Source organism: Variovorax sp. GW821-FHT09B05, from assembly GCF_059418265.1.
Window position 1 is genome coordinate 81718 of sequence record NZ_JBWKPN010000019.1, and the last position, 19113, is coordinate 100830.

20 protein-coding genes are annotated in these 19113 nt (G+C 70.8%); 11 read left to right on the forward strand and 9 right to left on the reverse strand.

Translation table 11 applies throughout. The annotated features are described in order from the left end of the window. Positions 1-285: 285 nt before the first annotated feature. From rtcR to AC07RM_RS34895, 6 genes are all read left to right on the forward strand, one after another. Positions 286-1896, forward strand: a complete 1611-nt coding sequence (gene rtcR / locus AC07RM_RS34870) for an RNA repair transcriptional activator RtcR (RefSeq protein WP_495337396.1) — start codon at positions 286-288, stop codon at positions 1894-1896. A gap of 18 nt (positions 1897-1914) precedes the next feature. Then, on the forward strand, positions 1915-2469 hold the full coding sequence (locus tag AC07RM_RS34875) for a 2'-5' RNA ligase family protein (protein ID WP_495337397.1): 555 nt from the start codon (positions 1915-1917) through the stop codon (positions 2467-2469). Continuing rightward, positions 2466-3029: a 3'-5' exonuclease family protein gene (locus AC07RM_RS34880; protein WP_495337398.1), complete on the forward strand. Its 564-nt coding sequence runs from the start codon at positions 2466-2468 to the stop codon at positions 3027-3029. Before AC07RM_RS34875 ends, AC07RM_RS34880 begins: the two co-directional genes overlap by 4 nt. Continuing rightward, entirely contained in the window at positions 3026-3910 is an 885-nt protein-coding gene (locus AC07RM_RS34885; protein ID WP_495337399.1) for an alpha/beta hydrolase, read from the forward strand. Before AC07RM_RS34880 ends, AC07RM_RS34885 begins: the two co-directional genes overlap by 4 nt. Further along, positions 3907-4878 (forward strand): bifunctional Delta(1)-pyrroline-2-carboxylate/Delta(1)-piperideine-2-carboxylate reductase, encoded by a 972-nt coding sequence (gene lhpI / locus AC07RM_RS34890; protein ID WP_495337400.1) that lies wholly within the window; start codon positions 3907-3909, stop codon positions 4876-4878. The genes AC07RM_RS34885 and lhpI overlap by 4 nt, the downstream gene beginning before the upstream one ends. 134 nt (positions 4879-5012) lie before the next feature. Then, entirely contained in the window at positions 5013-5297 is a 285-nt protein-coding gene (locus AC07RM_RS34895) for a hypothetical protein (RefSeq protein ID WP_296799062.1), read from the forward strand. A 36-nt stretch (positions 5298-5333) separates the two neighbouring features. Here AC07RM_RS34895 and AC07RM_RS34900 read toward each other — a convergent pair whose 3' ends face one another. After that, a complete protein-coding gene (locus tag AC07RM_RS34900; protein ID WP_490878493.1) occupies positions 5334-5762 on the reverse strand; it encodes a hypothetical protein in 429 nt (142 codons plus the stop codon). A gap of 241 nt (positions 5763-6003) precedes the next feature. On the opposite strand from AC07RM_RS34900, the gene AC07RM_RS34905 reads away from it, so the two are divergent. After that, complete coding sequence (locus AC07RM_RS34905) at positions 6004-6387, forward strand: immunity 22 family protein (protein ID WP_093347569.1); 384 nt, start codon at positions 6004-6006, stop codon at positions 6385-6387. Positions 6388-6683: 296 nt separating this feature from the next. On the opposite strand, the gene AC07RM_RS34910 is transcribed toward AC07RM_RS34905, so the two are convergent. The 4 genes from AC07RM_RS34910 to AC07RM_RS34925 all read right to left on the reverse strand — a co-directional run bounded on the left by AC07RM_RS34910 (position 6684) and on the right by AC07RM_RS34925 (position 9762). After that, positions 6684-6899 (reverse strand): hypothetical protein, encoded by a 216-nt coding sequence (locus tag AC07RM_RS34910; RefSeq protein WP_495337401.1) that lies wholly within the window; start codon positions 6897-6899, stop codon positions 6684-6686. 191 nt (positions 6900-7090) lie between these two features. Then, a complete protein-coding gene (locus tag AC07RM_RS34915) occupies positions 7091-7762 on the reverse strand; it encodes a Crp/Fnr family transcriptional regulator (protein ID WP_495337433.1) in 672 nt (223 codons plus the stop codon). 255 nt (positions 7763-8017) lie between these two features. Beyond that, the gene (locus tag AC07RM_RS34920) at positions 8018-8386 is read right to left on the reverse strand and encodes a hypothetical protein (protein WP_495337402.1); all 369 of its coding nucleotides are present in this window, start codon (positions 8384-8386) and stop codon (positions 8018-8020) included. After that, positions 8383-9762: an EAL domain-containing protein gene (locus tag AC07RM_RS34925; protein ID WP_256222719.1), complete on the reverse strand. Its 1380-nt coding sequence runs from the start codon at positions 9760-9762 to the stop codon at positions 8383-8385. Before AC07RM_RS34925 ends, AC07RM_RS34920 begins: the two co-directional genes overlap by 4 nt. Positions 9763-10246: 484 nt before the next feature. On the opposite strand from AC07RM_RS34925, the gene AC07RM_RS34930 reads away from it, so the two are divergent. From AC07RM_RS34930 to AC07RM_RS34945, 4 genes are read left to right on the forward strand one after another with little or no spacing between them, the layout of a single operon-like run. Then, complete coding sequence (locus AC07RM_RS34930; protein WP_495337403.1) at positions 10247-12538, forward strand: xanthine dehydrogenase family protein molybdopterin-binding subunit; 2292 nt, start codon at positions 10247-10249, stop codon at positions 12536-12538. Positions 12539-12570: 32 nt separating this feature from the next. After that, positions 12571-13032, forward strand: coding sequence for a (2Fe-2S)-binding protein (locus tag AC07RM_RS34935; protein ID WP_093347584.1), 462 nt, complete (start codon positions 12571-12573; stop codon positions 13030-13032). Then, positions 13029-14054: an AraC family transcriptional regulator gene (locus AC07RM_RS34940; RefSeq protein ID WP_495337404.1), complete on the forward strand. Its 1026-nt coding sequence runs from the start codon at positions 13029-13031 to the stop codon at positions 14052-14054. The genes AC07RM_RS34935 and AC07RM_RS34940 overlap by 4 nt, the downstream gene beginning before the upstream one ends. A gap of 12 nt (positions 14055-14066) precedes the next feature. Then, positions 14067-14795: a hypothetical protein gene (locus tag AC07RM_RS34945; RefSeq protein ID WP_296788098.1), complete on the forward strand. Its 729-nt coding sequence runs from the start codon at positions 14067-14069 to the stop codon at positions 14793-14795. Between the two features lie 22 nt (positions 14796-14817). Here the strand turns inward: AC07RM_RS34945 and AC07RM_RS34950 are convergent, their stop codons facing one another. The 4 genes from AC07RM_RS34950 to pgaB all read right to left on the reverse strand — a co-directional run bounded on the left by AC07RM_RS34950 (position 14818) and on the right by pgaB (position 19102). Next, on the reverse strand, positions 14818-15045 hold the full coding sequence (locus tag AC07RM_RS34950; RefSeq protein ID WP_296788096.1) for a hypothetical protein: 228 nt from the start codon (positions 15043-15045) through the stop codon (positions 14818-14820). Between the two features lie 70 nt (positions 15046-15115). Next, entirely contained in the window at positions 15116-15730 is a 615-nt protein-coding gene (gene pgaD, locus AC07RM_RS34955; protein WP_495337405.1) for a poly-beta-1,6-N-acetyl-D-glucosamine biosynthesis protein PgaD, read from the reverse strand. Beyond that, positions 15687-16994 carry a poly-beta-1,6-N-acetyl-D-glucosamine synthase gene (pgaC, locus tag AC07RM_RS34960; protein ID WP_495337406.1) on the reverse strand — a complete coding sequence of 436 codons (1308 nt, stop codon included), beginning with the start codon at positions 16992-16994 and terminating at the stop codon, positions 15687-15689. The genes pgaD and pgaC overlap by 44 nt, the downstream gene beginning before the upstream one ends. Continuing rightward, a complete protein-coding gene (pgaB, locus tag AC07RM_RS34965; RefSeq protein WP_495337407.1) occupies positions 16991-19102 on the reverse strand; it encodes a poly-beta-1,6-N-acetyl-D-glucosamine N-deacetylase PgaB in 2112 nt (703 codons plus the stop codon). Before pgaB ends, pgaC begins: the two co-directional genes overlap by 4 nt. Positions 19103-19113 lie beyond the last annotated feature (11 nt).

Sequence of the window (19113 nt, forward strand, 5' to 3'; positions counted from 1 at the left end):
GTCCAGTCGCCAGGCAGTTCAACAGCGGCATACCGCCGACCCAAGACAGGTCTGGCCTGCGGCACCGGACCGCTTTCATGCGGTACCTGCGAGCGGATGAACTGCATCCGGACGGGTTCTCTGTTGCAGGCCGCGTGCCAGGTCGCGGCGATCCGTGGCGCGGCGCGGTCGGAAGCGCGCAAGTCATTGATATTCCTGGGGAAAAATTCTTGCCTTCCTTTGACACCCCGACGCCCATGCGGCTAGCATTCGAGAGAATTTATAAATTCAGCTAGTTTTTTATCCATGAAACCCATCGTCGTCATCGGCTTCCTCGGCACCCAGCTCGACGCCGGCCAGGGCGCCGGCCGCTGGAGCAAGTGGCGCCCCACCGTCTCGCTCGCGCAGCACGAGGACATGGTGGTGGCGCGCATGGAGCTGCTCTACACGCTCAAGCACAAGACGCTGGCCGAGCTCGTCAAGGCCGACATCGCGGCCGTCTCGCCCGAGACCACGGTCAACCTGGTGCCGATGGACCTGGCCGACCCGTGGGATTTCGGCGAGGTCTACTCGCGCCTGTACGACTGGGCACGCGCCTACCCCTTCGACACCGAGCGCGAGCAGTACTGGTCGCACATCACCACCGGCACCCACGTCGCTCAGATCTGCATGTTCCTGCTGTCCGAGTCGCGCACCATCCCCGGCGTGCTGGCGCAGACCTCGCCGCCGCGGCGCCAGCGCGAGGGCGAAGCCGGCAAGTACGTGCTGATCGACCTCGATCTCTCGCGCTACGACGTCATCGCGCGCCGCTTCGACGCCGAGCAGCGCGACGCGGTCGCCTTCCTCAAGAGCGGCATCGCCACGCGCAATGCGCGCTTCAACGCGCTCATCGACGAGATCGAGCGCGTGGCGGTGCGCTCGCGCGCGCCGATCCTGCTGGTGGGCCCCACGGGCGCGGGCAAGTCCTTCCTCGCGCGGCGCATGTTCGAGCTCAAGCAGTCGCGCCACCAGGCCACGGGCGCCTTCGTCGAGGTCAACTGCGCCACCCTGCGCGGCGACGGCGCCGCCTCCACCTTGTTCGGCCACAAGAAGGGTTCGTTCACCGGCGCCGCGAGCGAGCGCGCCGGCCTGCTGCGCACGGCGCACCAGGGCGTGCTCTTCCTCGACGAGATCGGCGAGCTGGGCCTCGACGAGCAGGCCATGCTGCTCAAGGCGATCGAGGAGAAGCGCTTCTTCCCCGTGGGCGCCGACAAGGAGGTCGAGAGCGACTTCCAGCTCATCGCCGGCACCAACCGCGACCTGCGCAGCGACGTGGCCGAGGGGCGCTTCCGCGAAGACCTGTTCGCGCGCATCAACCTCTGGACCTACGACCTGCCGGGCCTCGCGCAACGCCCCGAGGACATCGAGCCCAACGTCGACCACCTGCTGGCGCTGCATGCCACCGAGAACCACCGCGTGGTGCGCTTCAATGCCGAGGCGCGCGCCGCCTACCTGCGCTTCGCCCAGAGCCCCGAGGCGCTGTGGAGCGGCAACTTCCGCGACCTCTCGGCCAGCGTCACGCGGCTGGCCACGCTGGCCGATGGCGGGCGCATCCCGGTCGCGCTGGTCGAGGCCGAGATCGCGCGGCTGCGCTGGCTGTGGAAGCGCGCACAGCCGGCGCTGTTTGCGGGCGAGTCGCAGGCCATCGACCTCGACGCGCTGCTCGGCGACGAGCGCGCCGGCTCGCTCGACCTGTTCGATCGGCTGCAGCTCGAGGCCGTGCTGCGCGTGTGCCGGAAGTCGCGCAGCCTGTCGGAAGCGGGGAGGCAGCTGTTCCAGGCCTCGCGGGCGCAGCGCAGCGTGGTGAACGATGCGGATCGGTTGCGCAAGTACCTCGCGAAGTTCGGGCTCGAATGGGGCCTCGTTGCGGGCACCTGAGCGGCTATCCTCCGCCCGATGCCCATCTCCGCATTCGCCGTCAAGGTCCCCGCCGCCGAGCCGATGGTCGAGGACCTGCGGCGGCACTACGACGCAACGGTCGCGCTCGGCGTGCCGGCGCACATCACGCTGCTCGTGCCCTTCATGGACCCCGCGCTGATCACGGCGCAGGTCCTGGCACGCGCACGGCAGGTGCTCGACGGCACCCGCGCGTTCTCGTTCGTGCTCGGCAAGGTCGGGCGCTTTCCGACGACGGCCTACCTCGCGCCCGAACCCGCGGCGCCCTTCATCTCGATGACATTGGCGCTGGTCGAGGCCTTTCCGGACTTTCGGCCCTACGGCGGCGAGCATCAGGGCGTGGTGCCTCATCTCACGGTGGCCCACGGAAGCGCGAGCGATGCGGAGGCCGCCGCTGGCGAACTGCAGGCGCGGCTGCTGGCTTCGGGCGCCATTCGCGCGGAATGCACGCAGGTCGCGCTGATCGAGAACTCGACGGGACACTGGAAGGACCTGCATGTCTTCCGCCTGCCCGGCCTCGCGCAAACCGCGCCTCATACCGATCGAATTCCATGACCGAGATCTACATCAGCACCGACGTCGAATCCGACGGCCCCATCCCCGGCCCGCATTCGATGCTGAGCTTCGGCTCGGCCGCCTACACGGCCGACAAGAAGCTGGTGTCCACCTTCAGCGCCAACCTGCACACCCTGCCCGGCGCCGAGGCCGACCCGAAGACCGCCGCGTGGTGGCAGACGCAGCCCGAAGCCTGGGCCGCCTGCCGCAGCGACCTGCAGGAGCCCGCGCATGCGATGAAGAACTACGTGGCCTGGCTCAAGGGCCTGAAGGCGCGGCCAGTCTTCGTGGCTTACCCGGCGGGCTTCGACTTCCTGTTCGTCTACTGGTACCTGATGCGCTTCGCGGGCGAGAGCCCGTTCAGCCATTCGGCGCTCGACGTCAAGTCCTTCGCCATGGCCCTGCTGAAGACCGACTACCGCGACAGCACCAAGCGCGCGATGCCGCGGCGCTGGTTCGACCCTGGCCTGCCGCACACCCACGTGGCGCTCGACGATGCGATCGAGCAGGGCGCGCTGTTCTGCAACATGCTGGCGGAAAGCCGCGCCGCCACGCCATGAGCGTTCCACGCCGTCTCGCGCGCCTGGCCGGCCGCGCGCTGCTCGCGCTGCCGCTGCTGCTGCTCGGCGGCTGCGTCGAGTCGATGTTCTATTACCCCGACCGCGTGCGCTACGAAACGCCCGACGCGCTGGGCCTGCGCTACGAGCGCGTGCGCTTCCAGAGCACCGACGGCACCGCGCTCAGCGGCTGGTTCATTCCGGCCGCGGGCCGCGCCGATCCGCGCGAGGCCAAGGGCACGGTGATCCATTTCCACGGCAATGCGCAGAACATGTCCTCGCATTGGCGCTTCGTTGCCTGGCTGCCGAAGCAGGACTTCAACGTGTTCGTGTTCGACTACCGCGGCTACGGCGACTCCGAAGGCAAGCCCGAGCCCCGCGGCGTGTTCGAGGACTCGGGCAGCGCCATCGACCACGTGCGCTCGCGCGCCGACGTCGATCCCGCGCGCTTGCTGGTGTTCGGCCAGAGCCTCGGCGGCACCAATGCGATCGCGGCCGTGGGCGCAGGCAACCGCGCCGGCGTGCGCGCGGTGGCGATCGAGTCGACCTTCTATTCGTATTCTTCGATCGCCAACGACAAGGTCTCGGGCGCCGGCCTGCTCGTGGGCGATCGCTACGCCGCCTCGAAGTACGTGGCCGCCCTCGCGCCGATCCCGCTGCTGCTGATCCACGGCACGGCCGATGCCGTGATCCCCGTCGACCACTCGCGGCGCCTGCTGGCCGATGCGCGCGAGCCCAAGCGGCTGATCGAGGTGCCAGGCGCCGGCCATCTCGAGCCGATGAGCGAGGCCCGCTTCGGCACCACCTACCAGCGCGCGCTCGCCGAGTTCTTCGAAGCCGCGCTGGCGACCGCCCCCATCCCACCCACCCCGCCCGCCCGATGAAGCATTTCGACGCCACCGCCACTCGCGCCCCACTGGGCTTCGAGCGCCTCGTGCCCGCGCTGCGCGCCGCCTTCGCGGCCGAGGCCCAGGTGCCGCCGCGCCACGTGCACGCCATCGACAACGCGAGCGGCGACAAGGGCACCGTGCTGATCATGCCGGCCTGGAGCGAGGCCGGCTTTCTCGGCATCAAGACCATCAACATCTTTCCGGGCAACGGCGCGCGCGGCCTGCCAGGCCTGCATGCCACCTACGTGCTGTACGACGCGCGCACCGGCGTGCCGCTGGCGCTGATGGACGGCGACGAGCTCACGGCCCACCGCACGGCCGCCGCCTCTGCCCTCGGCGCCTCGTTTCTCGCGCGCGGCGATGCGCGGCGGCTGCTGGTGCTGGGCACCGGCCGCATCGCGCGCATGCTGCCCGCGGCCCATGCGAGCGTGCGGCCCATCGAGGAAGTGACGGTGTGGAACCACCGCCCCGAAGGCGCCGAGGCGCTGGCCGCGCAATGGCGCGCGCAGGGCTGGAGCGGTGCGCGCGCGGCCGCGCCAGGCCCCGAGGGCCTCGAGGCCGCCGTGCGGCAGGCCGACATCGTCAGTTGCGCCACGCTGGCCACCGCGCCGCTGGTGCGCGGCGAATGGCTCGCGCCGGGCTCGCACCTCGACCTGATCGGCAGCTTCACGCCCGCCATGCGCGAGGCCGACGCGCAGTGCTTCGAGGGTGCGCGCACCTTCATCGACACGCCCGAGGCGCTGGCGAAGGCCGGCGACCTGCTCGACGCGATCGCGGCCGGCACCCTGCGCGCCGAGGCGGTGCAGGGCACGCTGGCCGCGCTGTGCCGCGGCGAATGCGGCGGCCGCGCAAGACCCGACAGCGACGAGCGCACGGTGTTCAAGGCCGTCGGCAGCGCGCTCGAGGACCTGACCGCCGCCACGCTGGTGTGGCAGTCGTCGTCGGCCGCGGCCTCGCTGTAGACCTATGACTGCATGGCACGCCTAGTGCTTATGGCCAGTCGGCGCCTCGCGATGGCGCGCGCATACGTCAAGCGACGGATGGCGCGCCGCGCGAACGGCCGTTAATCTGGCATTGCACACAGGGAGACCCACGCATGCTCACCATCGTTCAGAAAGCCGCCATCCTCGGCAAGGCCGGCATCGACGTGCCCGCGCGCCCCGAGGACGACCTGTCGACGCACGTCGTCACGGGCTCGCCGGTGAAGGCCGAGGGGGTTTCGCAGAAGGCCCACGACTGGGGCCGCGCCATCGAGACGCTGTACGTGAGCTACGTCGCGGCGCGCGCCGCCAAGAGCCTGCGCGACGCCGAGGAGGCGCGGCAGAACGCCATGCTGCGCCGCATGGCCTCGGGCACGCCGCCGCGCACTTCTTTCGCCTGAGGAAACTCCGGGCTCTCGGCCCGGGCTCCCCGTTTCTTACTTGCCCTGCGCCGCGGTCAGCGCCGGGTTCTGCATCGTCGAGATCACCTTGCTGTTCACGCGCGAACCGCTCACCACGTTCTGGTCGGGCGCCGAGGCGGCTGCCACGGCTTCGTTGTAGACCTTCGCCGGATCGGCCATCGGCTTCACCGTTTCCGGGCCGCGCGAGCCACGGGTCACGTTCTGGTCGGCCGCGTGGGCGGTGGCCACGGCCTGCTGGTACACCGCATCGGCGTCGGCCATCGGCTTCACCGTTTCGGGGCCGCGCGAGCCGCGGGTCACGTTCTGGTCGGGCGCGTGGGCCGTGGCAATGGCTTCGGCTTCGACGGCTTCGCGGCTGCGGCCGCCCGTGGTCTGGGCCTGGACGGAGGCCACGGCCATCACGGCAAAAGCGGCCGCGAGGGCGAGTTGGTAAGAGGTCTTCATGTCGGTTGGATGTCAGAGGAGTTGTTTGGACAGGGTTTTCTTCTAGGGGAAACCCTGAATCACGGTAGTCCTCCTGTAAGGCGAATTGATGACGTCCCCGGACGCACGCAGGTTGCCGGGGAGCGCGCCAGCCGAGTGGCGCCGGTTCTGCTAGTGGGAGGTCGGCCGACGGTGAAAGCGGAAAATCGATCGTTCGCTTCGCATCGAAACATCCATCCGCCTCGCAAGGAAAGCGCACGCCATGCACCAGACTCAGACCTGCCATTTCTGGGTGGGCACCATCCCCGAGGATTTCGCAGCCTCCTACTTTGCCGAGGACTACAGCGATGAGCGTGGCGACGACGACCCGGTGTCGCCATTCGCGCGCGACCAGGGCGAGACCTGGTACGACCACGACTTCCTCGAATACGGCTGGGGCATCGCGCCGACGCTCGCGGAACTGGTTGCCGGCTATTCGTACAGCGAGCAATGGGCCGCGGAACTGTCCCGCCGCGCCGAAGCCGCGGGCCTGCGCGGCATCAACTTCTTCGTGTTCATCGACGAGGCGCAGATCGAGGCACCGCGCTCGGTGGAAACTCGCGATGGAACGCTGCACTACATGGGCACCATCGAATACAGCCTCTGAGACGCAGGCTCGTCCCATCGGGCACCTTGGCTAGGGCCTGTTCACACCAATTCCGGGGTCGCGTTGCCCCTCCAAGGGGCTGGATGCAAGGCGCCCGCGCGCTGCAAGGCTGATGCCTTGCAAGCGCGGGCAACGCCGCAGACGGCCCCTTGGAGGGGCAAGCCGAAGGGAAGGCCTGCCAGAGAGGGCCACTCCGCGTTGCGCTTCTAGCGTGTGCGCATGCACACGCGTCGTCGCGCGCCTTGATTGACCTCTCTGGTAGGCCTTCGCGACCCCGGAATTGGTGTGAACAGGCCCTAGCCCGCCGCCTCCCGCTCACCCTTTCTGTACGTCACCCGGCTCCCATACGCCGCCTTCGCCCGATCCACCTCCTTCTGCGCCAGCAACTGCAATTTCTTGCAGTTCGCGCACTGGTATAGCCGCATCCAGGGAAAGAACCGCATCCAGCCCGAACGCTGGACGCGGCCGAGGTAGTGGATGCTGCAATTGCAAGCGGAGAAGATGGAACTCATGAAAGCCTCGAGAGGTGCGCAATCCGTGATCGCGGCGAGGGCTCGAATCGCACGGATCGCCGCATGGTTTCGATGCTAGGAATCGAGCCCTCGCGACGCACGCGCGATCGCATCGCAACTGTGTGGCGGTTCACAGCTCGCCCCAAACAGGCGGGCGGAAAACAACGGCCATGCACGGTGCGTGCATCGCCTCACTTCGCACCCGGTCCGCGCTCGCCCGCGGTCCGCAGCAGATCGAGTTCGTCGGGCGCGATGAAAGGCGTGTCGCCCTCGCGCTCGTCGCCTGACGAGTGCGGCTCGAGCGACTCGAAACTGCCATGGTCGGTCGATGCGAAATCGGCCACCACGTGGATGCCGTGCTCGTCCTTCCACAGCAAGCCGCGGTTCTCCATCTCGCGCATGGTCTTGTTGACGACCTCGCGCGACAGCCCCGCATACGACGCGATCACGGCCTGCGAGATGCGCTTGTCGAAGCCGCCGGTGTCGGCCGGCGCGAGCTGGGTCAGTTCGTAGAGCACGCGCGCGACCAGGGTCTCTGAGGTGAGCGAGGAGATGCGGCGCAGCTGGCTGCGGATGATGGTCATGCGCTTGACGGTGAGCTCGAGCAGCTCGAGCGCGACCGACGGATGCCGGGCGCAGATGTCGTGCAGGGCCGCGGCGGGAATGAGGTAGACCGAACTCGGCAGCGCGGCCACGAGGTTGGCCATCGACTGGTAGCGCGCCTCGTCGAGCGTGGGACTCAGGAACAGGTCGCGCGGGCGCACGAAGTCGGTGGTCACGGCCGCGCTGCCGCCGCTGCCGCCGACCACCACGCGCAGCAGTCCCGAGGCGACGAAGTAGACCTTGTCGGTCCACTCGTCCATCCGCAGCACGGTCTCGTTGCGTCGGAAGGACCGCAATTCGCTGCGCGCGACCAGCGCCACGCGCTCCGCCGCCGGGACGTTTCGAAAAAGGGAATGCAGATACATGGTCGGAAACTGGCTCCATCCGATTCGCTTCCCCGGGGCGGGACATGCAGGGTGGCCCGAGCGGGAGGCAGGGGGAATGGCGCGGCCGGGATGGCGGCCGTGTGCGCGGGCGACGGAGGGGGCGCACCGCGCCACGGACGGATGCCGGCGCTAGGCGAAGGAGTCCGGCACGCCACGAGCTCTCGCGCGGTCGGCGTCATTCGAGTCATCGGAGCCCTCCGCGTCCTCCGTGCTTCTCGCGCCATCGGGCAGCGCGCCATCGGCCTGCGCCCGCGCACCCGTCGCGCACGCCGCGCACACCGAACGCACGGCGCGCAGCGCGGGCGAATCGCGCAGCTCCTGCTCGCGGATCGCGGCCTCGAGCGCCAGGTACTGGTCGCGCGCCAGCAGCTTCTCGCGCGCACGCTCGCCCTGCAGCAGGACGCCGTGGCGCATGACCTCCTGCAGCGTGTGCTGCAAAACGTCGATCTGCGCGCCCAGCCGCGCGAGCTGCAGATGGAAGTCGGGCGAGGGATTCACGCGCGTCCCCCGGGGCCGCGCGCGAGCGTGCCTTCGTGCAGCGGCGCGCCGGCGGGAATGCCGCAGCCCTGCAGCCACTCGGCGCCGGCCTCGAGCGCCATGCGGATGTCCTCCTCGCGCTCGATGCCGTCGACCACGATGGAGGGCGCGAAGCTGCCGCACAGCGCGAGCATCTCCTCGAGCAGCTCGCGGCCGAAGCGGTCCTCGCGCGCGCGCCGGATGAAGACCGGGTCGAGCTTGATGATGTCGGGCCGGCAGACCTTGGCCGCGGCGAGGTTGCCGGAGTCGCCGCCGAAGTGCTTGATGGCGACGCGGCAGCCGCAGAGCTGCAGCTGCAGGCAGAAGTCGCGCACCGATTCGAGATCGGGCAGCGTGGGCTCGCCGGCGATCTCGACCACGAGGCGCGCCGCCAGCTCGGGCTCGCGCCGCAGCAGCACCATCAGCGAGGCCCACCAGTGGTCGCGCCGCGCGCTCTGCGCCGAGATGCTCAGGCCCAAACGCACGGTGCCGCCCAGGCGCAGCTGCCGCACCACGCGGCCGGCCGCGAGGTGGTCGAAGGTGCGCACCAGGCCCAGCCGCTGCAGGCAGGGCATGAAGAGTTCGGAACGCAGCGCGGCGGCGGCATGCGGCTCGCCCTCGGTGTGGAAGCGCGCCTCGTGATAGAGCGGTGCCGCGAAGGCGGCGGCCTGCGCCGGCGCCCCCACCACGGGATGCCATTCGATCGCGAGACGCCGCGCATGCAGCGCGTCGCTGACCTGCAGCGCGACTTCCATGTCCTCGCGATAGAGCCGCTGCCAGCCCTCGGTCTGCGCGAGCTGGAAGTCGGGCGCCGGCTGCGCGGCCCACAGCCGCAGCTCGACCTCGGCCTGGCTCATGCGCCCGGGGCTGGGCGCGTCGCTCCAGCCCACGTGCAGCTGCACCAGCGCGCGCGTGTCGCGCAGCTGCACCGGCATGCCGCCGAGGCCCGTGAGCAGGCTCTCGAGCCGGGCCGAGGCGCCCTGCCGCGCCTGCGCGTCCTCGACCGGAAACGCCGGGTTGCTCCACAGCAGGAAGCAGTCGTGCCGCAGCATGGCGAGGTCGGCGTCGGCCACGCTCACGAAGCTCGTCAGCAGGCGGTACTTGATCTCGATGCTGGCATGCAGCGCGAACTCGGCACCGTAGACCTCCATGAGCTGCGGCAGGTTCGCGATGAAGACGAAGGCGCAGGCCCGCACCGGCGCGCCGGTGCCGGACGGCAGGGGCGCCGATGGAACGGGGAACTGCGCCACGGGACCTTCGCGCGGCCCGCCACGCGGCGCGAACGGCGGCGCATGGCGCGGCGCGGCCAGGTTCGGGCGCCGGATCCCGTCGAAGCCCGCCCGCAGGCGAGCGACCATGGGCGCGACGATGGACCGCACGACATGACCGGGCCTTGGCGTCGGCAAGGCAAGCGCCACGGGGCTGGTGACGCGATCACGTACGGCCATCTGGTTTCCTCCGCTAGGTAAGTTCGCCGAACCGCAACACGCTGGGGTGGTTCCACTGCCGACGCGAGGTCGGCCGTTGCACGTTCGAAAACGGGCCGTTATGCGGATTGCGCATGAGATGCTTAAACCGAAATGAATACTACGGATCCCGGTAGCAACCCGCATTAACTTTCTGGTGACAAATGTGTCCTAGCTCACAGGCGCCGCGGAGCGGGGGCTCAAAAAAACCGCTGGCCGGCCGAAAACACCGGGTCGGCGCGCGGACCCGACCCGGCCGGGCCCGCCGGCTGGCGCGATCCGCCGTTCGATTGGCGCAATCGGATTGGCAAGCCCGCGGTGCGCCGCGCACACTCCCGCCCATCGCGGCCGCTCGAAGCCGCACGGAGTCCGCCCCATGCCCGCCCTCAAACGCCGCCATTTCCTGCTCGGCACGGCCGCCACCCTCGGTGCGCTGGTCGTCGGCTGGTCCGCCTCGCCCACGCGCCAGCGGCTGACCACCGCCGAGCCGCTGCCTGCCATGGCCAGCGGCCAGGTGGCTCTGAACGGCTGGGTCAAGGTCTCGCCCGACGACACGGTCACGCTGATGATGGCCGCGGCCGAGATGGGCCAGGGCATCCACACCGGGCTGGCGATGCTGCTGGCCGAGGAGATGGATGCCGACCTCGCCCAGCTGCGGCTCGAGCAGGCCGGCTACGACCCGATCTACAACAACCAGGCGGCGCTGCTCGACAACCTGCCGATGTTCAAGCCCGACGACGACGGCGCGCTCAAGCGCGGCACCCGCCACGTGGTCAGCAAGCTGCTGCGCGAGGTGCCCGGGCTCTGGGGCAGCGGCGGATCGTCGGGCATCGTCGACCAGTGGACGCCGCTGCGCGAGGCCGGCGCCTCGGCGCGCGCGATGCTGGTGGGCGCCGCGGCGGCCGCCTGGGCCGTGCCGGCGGCCGAATGCGAGGTGGCGGCCGGCCGGGTGTCGCACCCGGCCTCGCAACGCAGCGCCCGCTTCGGCGAACTGGCGGCGCGCGCGGCGACGCTGCCATTGCCCGCGCAGCCGACGCTCAAGGATCCCTCGCGCTACACGCTGATCGGCCGGCCGGTGCACCGCCTCGACAGCGCCGCCAAGCTCGACGGCTCGGCGCGCTACGGGCTCGATGCGCTGCCGCCCGACGGCTTGCTCTATGCCACGCTCGCGATGTGCCCCACGCTGGGCGGCCGCGTGGCGCGCTTCGACGACACGGCCGCGCGCGCGATGCCCGGCGTGCGCAAGGTGGTGGCGCTCGCGCCGGTGGGCGGCGGCCTGGGCTCGGGCGGCATGACCTCGGGCGCGGTGGCGGTGATCGCCGACACGCCCTGGCATGCGATGCGCGCGCTCGACAAGGTCGCGATCGACTGGGACCACGGCGCGGCCGCCAGCCTGTCGAGCCGCGCGCTGATCGACCAGCTCGCGCAGAGCCTCGATGCGCCGGACCAGGCCGACGTGCACCTCGAGACCGGCGACGCCGACGCCGCGATGAAGAGCGCCGAGCGCACCATCGAGGCCGAGTACCGCGTGCCCTTCATCGCGCACGCCACCATGGAGCCGATGAACTGCACCGTGCAGTTCAAGGACGGCGCGGCCACCGTCTGGGTCGGCGTGCAGGGGCCGGGCATGCTGCGCGGCGGCATCGCCAAGGTGCTGGGCATCGAGGCCGCGAAGGTCGACATCCGGCTGGCCTACCTCGGCGGCGGCTTCGGGCGCCGCTACCTCGGCGACTTCGTGATGCAGGCGGCGGCGCTGGCGCGCGAAACGGACGGCATGCCGGTGCAGCTGATGTGGTCGCGCGAGCAGGACATGGCGCACGACTACTACCGCCCGGCCTACGTGGCGCGCAGCAAGGCCGGCTTCGATGCGCAGGGCCGGCTGGTGGCCTGGCGCGTCGACACCGCGGGCTCGAGCCTGGGCTCGCCGGCCTTCCTGAGCGCGGCGGCCGAGGGCACGGCCACCACCGCCTACCGCTTCGCCAATGCGCGCGTGGCGCACCGCACGATGGAGTCGGCGGTCACGGTCGGCATCTGGCGCTCGGTCAACCATTCGCAGAACGGCTTCTTCACCGAGAGCTTCATCGACGAATGCGCGCATGCCGCGGGCCAGGACCCGGTGGCGTTTCGCCGCGCGCTGCTGGCGGGCAGCCCGGCCGAGGCGCGGCACCTGGGCGTGCTGCAGCGGGTGGCGGCGATGTCGGGCTGGGGCACGCCGCTGGCGCCCGAGGCCGACGGCACGCGCCGCGCGCGCGGCCTCGCGCTGCACCGCAGCTTCGGCAGCGTGGTGGCGCAGGTGGCCGAGGTCTCGCTGACGCCCGAGCGACAGATCCGCGTGCGGCGCATGTACTGCGCGGTCGACTGCGGGCTGGCCGTGAACCCGAACCTGGTGCGCCAGCAGATGGAGAGCGCGATCGTGTTCGGCCTCTCGGCCGCGCTGCACGGCGAGATCACCATCGAGCGCGGCCAGGTGCAGCAGAGCAACTTCCACGACTACGCGCCGCTGCGCATGAACGAATGCCCGCAGATCGAGATCGCGATCTTGCCGAGCAGCGCGCTGCCCACGGGCGTGGGCGAGCCGGGCACGCCGCCGGTGGCGCCGGCCGTGGCCAACGCGGTGTTCGCGCTCACGGGCCAGCGGCTGCGTTCGCTGCCGCTGCGCCTGGCCTGAACGCACGGCACGAGACAAAAGGAAGGAACCCCATGACCACCACGCTCCAGATCAACGGCCGCCCCGTCGCGGTGACGGCCGAGGACGACACGCCCCTCCTGTGGGTGCTGCGCGGCGAGTTGCACATGAACGGCACCAAGTTCGGCTGCGGCAAGGCGCTGTGCGGCGCCTGCACCGTGATGCTCGACGGCGAGGCGGTGCGCTCGTGCGCCACGCCGCTGTCGGCCGTGCAGGGCCGCGCGGTGTCGACCATCGAGGGCGTGAAGGGCCCCGAGATCGACGCGCTGCGCCGCGCCTGGACCGAACTCGACGTGGTGCAGTGCGGCTACTGCCAGAGCGGCCAGCTGATGTCGGCCTGCGCGCTGCTGCGCCACACGCCGAAGCCCAGCGACGCCGACATCGACGCCGCGATGAGCGGCAACATCTGCCGCTGCGGCACCTATCCGCGGATCCGCGCGGCGATCCACCTCGCGGCGGGCGACGACCGGCGATGACCCAGCGCCCGCCCGACCTGATCGTCGTGCCCGCCGTGATGCAGCAGCGGCTGCGGCTGCTGGGCTTCGACACGCAGGCGATGCTGCGCCGCGCCGGCCTGCCGGCCGACCTGTTCGCGAGCGGCAAGGCGCGCATCACGACGCGGCAGATGTTCGCCGTGTGGGACGCGCTGGCCGCGATGAACCCCGATCCCGCGCTGGGCCTGCGCATCGGCGCCGAGGGCGCGACCGAGCACTACGACATCGCCTCGATCGCGGCGCTGCACTCGCCGAACTTCGGCGAGGCACTGCAGCGGCTGTCGCGCTTCAAGCGGCTGACCTGCCCCGAGGTGATCCGCATCGAGCGCGGCGACGGCGAGGTCCGCGTGCGCTTCCACTGGTTCCTGGTCGAGGGCCATTCGCCCCAGCTGCTGACCGACGGCACCTTCGCGTCGGTGCTCGAGCTCGCGCGGCGCGGCACCGGCACCCGCGTGGTGCCGCGCCGGGTCGAGCTGGTGCGCGCGCACACGAGCGCGCAGGCCGCGATGCTGGGCGCGCATTTCGGCTGCGCGCCGCGCTTCGGTGCCGCGGCCGACGTCATCGTGTTCGACGAGGCGCTGCTCGCGCAGCCCTTCGTCACCCACAACCAGGACCTGCTCGCGGTGCTGCTGCCCGGTCTCGAGGCCGCGCTGGCCGCGCAGACCCCGGCCGCCTCGCTGCTCGACCAGGCGCGCGCCGTGCTGGGCCGCACCCTGCGCGGCGAGCGCCCGAGCATCCGGACCGTGGCGGCCGAACTCTGCGTGAGCACCCGCACGCTGCAGCGCCGGCTCGAGGAGGCCGGCACCAGCTACCAGCGGCTGCTCGACGAGGTGCGCCACCAGGCCGCGCGGCAACTGCTCGAGGACACGCAGCTCGAAGCCGGCGAGATCGCCTTCGTGCTGGGCTTCGAGGAGCTGAATTCGTTCACGCGTGCGTTTCGCGGCTGGGAAGGAACCACGCCCGCGCGGTGGCGCACGGCGCAGGCGGTGCCGGCGCGCCCCTAAACTCCGCGCACCATGACATCGACCCTGCACTCCTTCAAAGCCTGGCTCGCCCTGCTGGCCATCACGGTCCTCGCCGGTTGCGCCCATCCGATCGCCGTCGTTCCCGATCAGGCGCGCCTCGCGCGCGGCGCGGACGCGCCCGCGCCGATGCCGCTGCGTGTGGGCTATCACATCCCCACGGCCCTCGCCGACATGGAAGTCACGACACCGGGCGGCGGCGGGGACAACATCCGGTACTTCCCCTACCGCGACATCGATGCGGGCTTCGAGAAGATGCTCTCGAACGTGTTCTCGGACATCGTGAAGCTGCCGTCCATTGCCAACCCCGCGGAAACGGCGAGCAGCGGCGTCCACTACGTCATCGTGCCCACGATCGTCACGACCTCGGGCGGCTCCGGCCTGTTCACCTGGCCGCCCACGAGCTTCTCCGTCGACCTGACGAGCCAGATCCGCGATCCCGCGGGCACGCTGGTCGCCAGTCCCCGCGTGGTGGGCTTCGGCAGCGCCGAGACCTCCGAACGGCTCTTCGACCACGGCTTCGCCGGCCGACGCGCCATGGAGGATGCGCTGCTGCGCATGCAGGCCGCGTTGCGCGAAACGTCCTTCACCGGAGCGCCCGCGCAACGGCAGCGGGGCACGACCTCCGAGCGGCTCGATCAGCTCAAGGCGCTGCGGGAGCGCAAGGACATCACCGAGGAGGAGTACGAGAAGAAGCGCAAGGAAATCCTCGACGCCCTGTAGACCCGGTGTCCCGGACGGCCGCTCAGAGCAGCCGTCCGCCCTCTCCGGGCGGCGTCACCACGTCCCGCCGCAGGCTCCAGATGCAGGCCGCCAGCTTGAGCAACCGCTCGACCTTGCTGTCGTAGAGCTCGTCTGCCGGGTCTTCCTGCGCGATCAATTCGGCGATCTGCTCGATCGCGAGCGCCGGCGCGAAGCCCAGCCCTTTTCGCGCCATCTCCATCGCCGTCGCCATCACTTCTGTCTTTTTCATGGGCATGCGTACGCAGCGGCCGGGTGGCCGGATTCGAAATGTCCGTGTCCCGGGGTGGATCGATGCGGCATCAGGCGCGGCGCTTTCGCACCGCCGTGCCCGAAGGCGTGAGCATCGCGGGTTCGGTGTCGAGGTCGGCCGCGTCGGTCACCCGGCCGTCGCGGTCGTGCTGCACCAGCAGGCGCCGCGCGCGCTGCCACAGCGTGAGGCGCTGCGGCGCCAGCGAAGTGTATTCGGCCAGCTGGGCCACGGTGCTGTCGGGCGAGCGGCCGCGCGTCTCCTCGTCGGCGATGGCACGCCGGCGCACCGGCGCGAGCAGCAGCATCAGCGCGAAGATGCCGAGCACCGACAGGGCATAGAGCGTGAGCAGGTTCGCGCCCTCCACCGGCCGCCAGACCTGGAAGAAGTGGCGCCAGGCGTAGAACGCCACGCCGACCCAGAACGCGGCCAGCAGCAGCGGCCGCGCGATGCGCAGCCACACGAACATGAACAGCGCGCCCTGCGGCGTCTTGTGGCGCATGAAGGCGCTCAACGGCATGCGCGCGGCATCGAGCACCGGTACCTCGCCCTGCGGCTCGGCCCATTCGCGCTCGCGCGGCGGCGCCTTGCCGTTGGGCCGGGGCGGGGCGGCGCCCAGGTCTTCATTCATGCTCGATGGCACGGACGGATGCAGTCGATCGTTCATTCGCTATCACTCCTCTGTCGGGGCTGGTCCACCGGGCGCGCTTGCCCTTGCGCCGCAGGATCGTGGCCGGCAAGGCCACGACCGTGGTGAACATGTTGATCATCCAGAAGGCAAGCGGATACCAGATGGTCCAGACCAGGTAGCGCAGGATGTCGCGGTCGTAGTGGCGGTCGATCCACAGGCTCACGCCCATCTGCAGCATGCAGGTGATGCCCAGCAGCATCCCGTGCCACTCGGGCCAGAAGCCCACGTACTGCCACTCGGGCGGCAGGAAGCGCCGCACCAGCGCGAGCACCAGCACCGCGAACATGGCGTAGGCCCAGACCACGCTGGCCAGGTACTCGAGGAACACCGGCCACATCATGAAGTTGCGCGGCTTGATCACCTGGCCCGTGTAGCGCAGCAGGGTCTGGATGCCGCCGGTGGCCCAGCGCTGGCGCTGGCGGTAGAGGCCGCGCACGGTCTCGGGCATCAGGATCCAGCACAGCGCGCGCGGCTCGTAGCGCACGCGCCAGTCCTTGAGCTGCAGCTTCCAGCTGATGTCGATGTCCTCGGTCATGACGTCGGGACTCCAGAAGTCGACGTCGAGCAGCGCGTTGCGACGGAACATCGAGAGCACGCCCGAGACCGTGAACAGCCGCCCGGCCAGCTGCTGGGTGCGCTTGATGAGGCCGATGTTGGAGGAGAACTCGCCCACCTGCATGCGCCCGAGCAGGGTGGTGCGGCCGCGGATGCGCGGGTTGCCGGTGACGGCGCCCACGCGCTCCGAATGCAGCATGTGGGTCAGCATCCAGGCGATGGCATCGGGGTCGACCAGCGCATCGCCGTCCACGCCGAGGATGTACTCGCCGTTGGCCAGCACCGCCGCGGTGTTGAGCGCCACCGCCTTGCCCTGGTTGGTGGCGTGGTGCACCACGCGCAGCTGGCCGTAGCGCGTGGCCAGCGCATCGAGGATGGCGCCGGTGTCGTCGCTGCTGCCGTCGTTGACCGCGATGACCTCGTAGTTCGGGTAGTGGCTGCGCATCAGCTGCTCGATCACCTCCTGCACGCGCTCGCCCTCGTTGAAGCAGGGCACGATCACGCTGACCAGCGGCCGCTCGGGCAGCAGCGGCAGCGGATCGATCCGCCGGTGGCGGCCGCGCTCGAACACCAGCGCATGCGCGATGCCGCCGGCCATCCAGACATAGGCCGCGAGGAAGGGGTAGTAGAAGACGTAGTTGAGCAGGGCCCGCACCACGTCGGAACCGAAGAATTCGGGGTTCATCGCGCGGCTCCCGGTGCGGTCGGCGCGGAGGCCGGGGCCGGCTTGGCGGGCGCGAGCGCCGGCGGCGTCTCGAGGCCGTCGACCTTGCCGCCCGCGAGGTTGGCGCGCACCGAGAGGATGTCGCGCACCGTCACCAGCGGCGGCTCGCCCGCGAGGAAGTCGTCGGGATAGAGCGCGACATGGCGCGCGCCCAGTCGGTGCAGCAGGGTCCACTGCGCGGCCAGCGTGTCCTTGTCGACCATGCGGCCGCTGCGCCAGTCGCGCGCCTGCAGCTCGAACACGGTGCGCGCCAGGCCCTGCGGCTGCGCCGCCACCTGGCGGAACAGCGCCGCCAGCCAGGCCTGCGGATCGGCCGCCTGCTCCATGAAGGGCATCGCCATCACGGCGGTGTAGTCGTAGGCCTGCAGCGACTGCGCGAGGTCCTGCGCGAACCACTCCTGCGCGGCCGGCTCGAGCACCGGGCGTGCATAGAGGTTGCGCGCGGTGAGCAGGCGCGGCTGCCAGTCGCGCGCGCGCTGCGCGAGCTCGAGCGTGAAGTCGGTGAGCTGGCGCGTCTTCCACGCGGTCCAGCGCGCGCGCAGCGCGGGATCGGCGCGCACCGCGGCGAGGTCGGCCGGCAGGCCCTGCGCGGCGAGTTCGCGCAATGCCGCGGGGCTGGCGTCCTCGTCGTCGCTGTAGGTGGCGTCGTCGTGGAACAGCAGGCCCGCGATCGGCGTGTTCTTCGCGAGGTCCTCGTAGATGTCGCCGATCAGGGCGCGCACGCGCGCATCGGCCGGCGAGAGCCGGTGGTAGCGCGTCTGGTCGCGCGCCGCGGCCGACGTGGGTTCGAGGTGCGTCACGCGCACGTCGGCCAGCGGGTGGTTCGCGGGCAGCTGGAACGCGAGCACCGGCATCCAGGCATAGACCTCGACCCCTGTGCGCGTGCGCAGCTGCCAGGCGACGCGGTTGAACAGGTCGGCGCGCATCGGCAGGTGGCGGTTCGGGAAGTACAGCGCATCGGCCGCGCCGTCGCCATCGGGATCGGCGAAGGCCTGCAGGTAGACGGCCGAGGGGCCGACGGCCTGCACCCGGTCGAGCAGGCGCGAGAGGTTGGCCTCCTGCTGTGCCGGATCGGGGTCGTAGACGTGGTCGAGGTCGATGTGCATGGCGCGGTGCAGCGCGCGCGGATCGGGCCGCGCGGGCGCGCGCAGCAGGCTGAAGTCGGGCACGGACATGTCGTAGGTGGCGAGGCCGCGGCGGATGGTCTGCAGCGGCACCTCGGGCGTGTTCGCGCCCTCGTCGAGCGTCAGGGTGATCGGCATGCCGGCGCGGTCGGCCGCGCGCAGCGTCTGCTTGTTGTAGGCGCCGTAGGGCCACACCATGGCGCGCACGCGGGTGCCGGTCTGAGCCTCGATCAGGCCGCGGCTGCGGCGCAGGTCGGCCTCGACGCGCGCGATCCAGGCTGCGTCGTCCTCGTAGCGGCCGGTGGCGCTGTCGTAGCGGTGCGTGACGGCCGCGGGCTGCAGGTTGCCCTGCGGATTGCCGGGCACGCCGGTGTGGATCGCATCGCCATGGCTCGCGAACTCGACCAGGCCCGAGGCGCCCATCTCGCGCGCCTGGCTCCAGGTGATGAAGGCCTCGCGCTTCAGGGGATTGCGCGCGCCGTAGCCCGCGACCACCTGGCCCGGCGGCACCTCGAGCCAGCCCGTGACGAGCGCCATCACGGCCGGATAGCCGAACTGCTTCAGCAGCGGATAGACCTTGGTATAGAAGCTCTCGTAGCCGTCGTCGAAGGTCAGCAGCACGGCCTTCGAAGGCAGCGCCCGGCCGCCGGCGCGCGCGTCGACGATCTGCTGCAGGCTCACCGGGTGGTGGCCCGAGCTGCGCAGCCAGGCGAAGAAGTCGGCCACGGTGCGCTCGTCGAGCGCGGTGGGTTCGGGCTCGTCGACGAAGCTCTCGCGCACGTTGTGGCGCACGTCGTGCATCGCGATGGCGCGGAAGCTCTTGCCGTCGTCGGCATCGGGCGCCGGCAGCGCGGTGGCGCGCGGCAGGCCCTGGGCCAGCGCGGCGCCGGCGAGCAGCGTGGCGAGCAGCAGCGCGGCCATCCGCGGGACCAGGCTGGTCGTCATGAACATCTTCT

What these genes read in the sequence shown, in the direction of transcription:
- rtcR (WP_495337396.1), top strand. Translation starts at nt 286, where the DNA reads ATGAAACCCATCGTCGTCATCGGCTTCCTCGGCACCCAGCTCGACGCC.
- AC07RM_RS34875 (WP_495337397.1), top strand. Translation starts at nt 1,915, where the DNA reads ATGCCCATCTCCGCATTCGCCGTCAAGGTCCCCGCCGCCGAGCCGATG.
- AC07RM_RS34880 (WP_495337398.1), top strand. Translation starts at nt 2,466, where the DNA reads ATGACCGAGATCTACATCAGCACCGACGTCGAATCCGACGGCCCCATC.
- AC07RM_RS34885 (WP_495337399.1), top strand. Translation starts at nt 3,026, where the DNA reads ATGAGCGTTCCACGCCGTCTCGCGCGCCTGGCCGGCCGCGCGCTGCTC.
- lhpI (WP_495337400.1), top strand. Translation starts at nt 3,907, where the DNA reads ATGAAGCATTTCGACGCCACCGCCACTCGCGCCCCACTGGGCTTCGAG.
- AC07RM_RS34895 (WP_296799062.1), top strand. Translation starts at nt 5,013, where the DNA reads ATGCTCACCATCGTTCAGAAAGCCGCCATCCTCGGCAAGGCCGGCATC.
- AC07RM_RS34900 (WP_490878493.1), bottom strand. Translation starts at nt 5,762, where the DNA reads ATGAAGACCTCTTACCAACTCGCCCTCGCGGCCGCTTTTGCCGTGATG.
- AC07RM_RS34905 (WP_093347569.1), top strand. Translation starts at nt 6,004, where the DNA reads ATGCACCAGACTCAGACCTGCCATTTCTGGGTGGGCACCATCCCCGAG.
- AC07RM_RS34910 (WP_495337401.1), bottom strand. Translation starts at nt 6,899, where the DNA reads ATGAGTTCCATCTTCTCCGCTTGCAATTGCAGCATCCACTACCTCGGC.
- AC07RM_RS34915 (WP_495337433.1), bottom strand. Translation starts at nt 7,762, where the DNA reads ATGGACGAGTGGACCGACAAGGTCTACTTCGTCGCCTCGGGACTGCTG.
- AC07RM_RS34925 (WP_256222719.1), bottom strand. Translation starts at nt 9,762, where the DNA reads ATGGTCGCTCGCCTGCGGGCGGGCTTCGACGGGATCCGGCGCCCGAAC.
- AC07RM_RS34930 (WP_495337403.1), top strand. Translation starts at nt 10,247, where the DNA reads ATGCCCGCCCTCAAACGCCGCCATTTCCTGCTCGGCACGGCCGCCACC.
- AC07RM_RS34935 (WP_093347584.1), top strand. Translation starts at nt 12,571, where the DNA reads ATGACCACCACGCTCCAGATCAACGGCCGCCCCGTCGCGGTGACGGCC.
- AC07RM_RS34940 (WP_495337404.1), top strand. Translation starts at nt 13,029, where the DNA reads ATGACCCAGCGCCCGCCCGACCTGATCGTCGTGCCCGCCGTGATGCAG.
- AC07RM_RS34945 (WP_296788098.1), top strand. Translation starts at nt 14,067, where the DNA reads ATGACATCGACCCTGCACTCCTTCAAAGCCTGGCTCGCCCTGCTGGCC.
- AC07RM_RS34950 (WP_296788096.1), bottom strand. Translation starts at nt 15,045, where the DNA reads ATGAAAAAGACAGAAGTGATGGCGACGGCGATGGAGATGGCGCGAAAA.
- pgaD (WP_495337405.1), bottom strand. Translation starts at nt 15,730, where the DNA reads ATGAACGATCGACTGCATCCGTCCGTGCCATCGAGCATGAATGAAGAC.
- pgaC (WP_495337406.1), bottom strand. Translation starts at nt 16,994, where the DNA reads ATGAACCCCGAATTCTTCGGTTCCGACGTGGTGCGGGCCCTGCTCAAC.
- pgaB (WP_495337407.1), bottom strand. Translation starts at nt 19,102, where the DNA reads ATGACGACCAGCCTGGTCCCGCGGATGGCCGCGCTGCTGCTCGCCACG.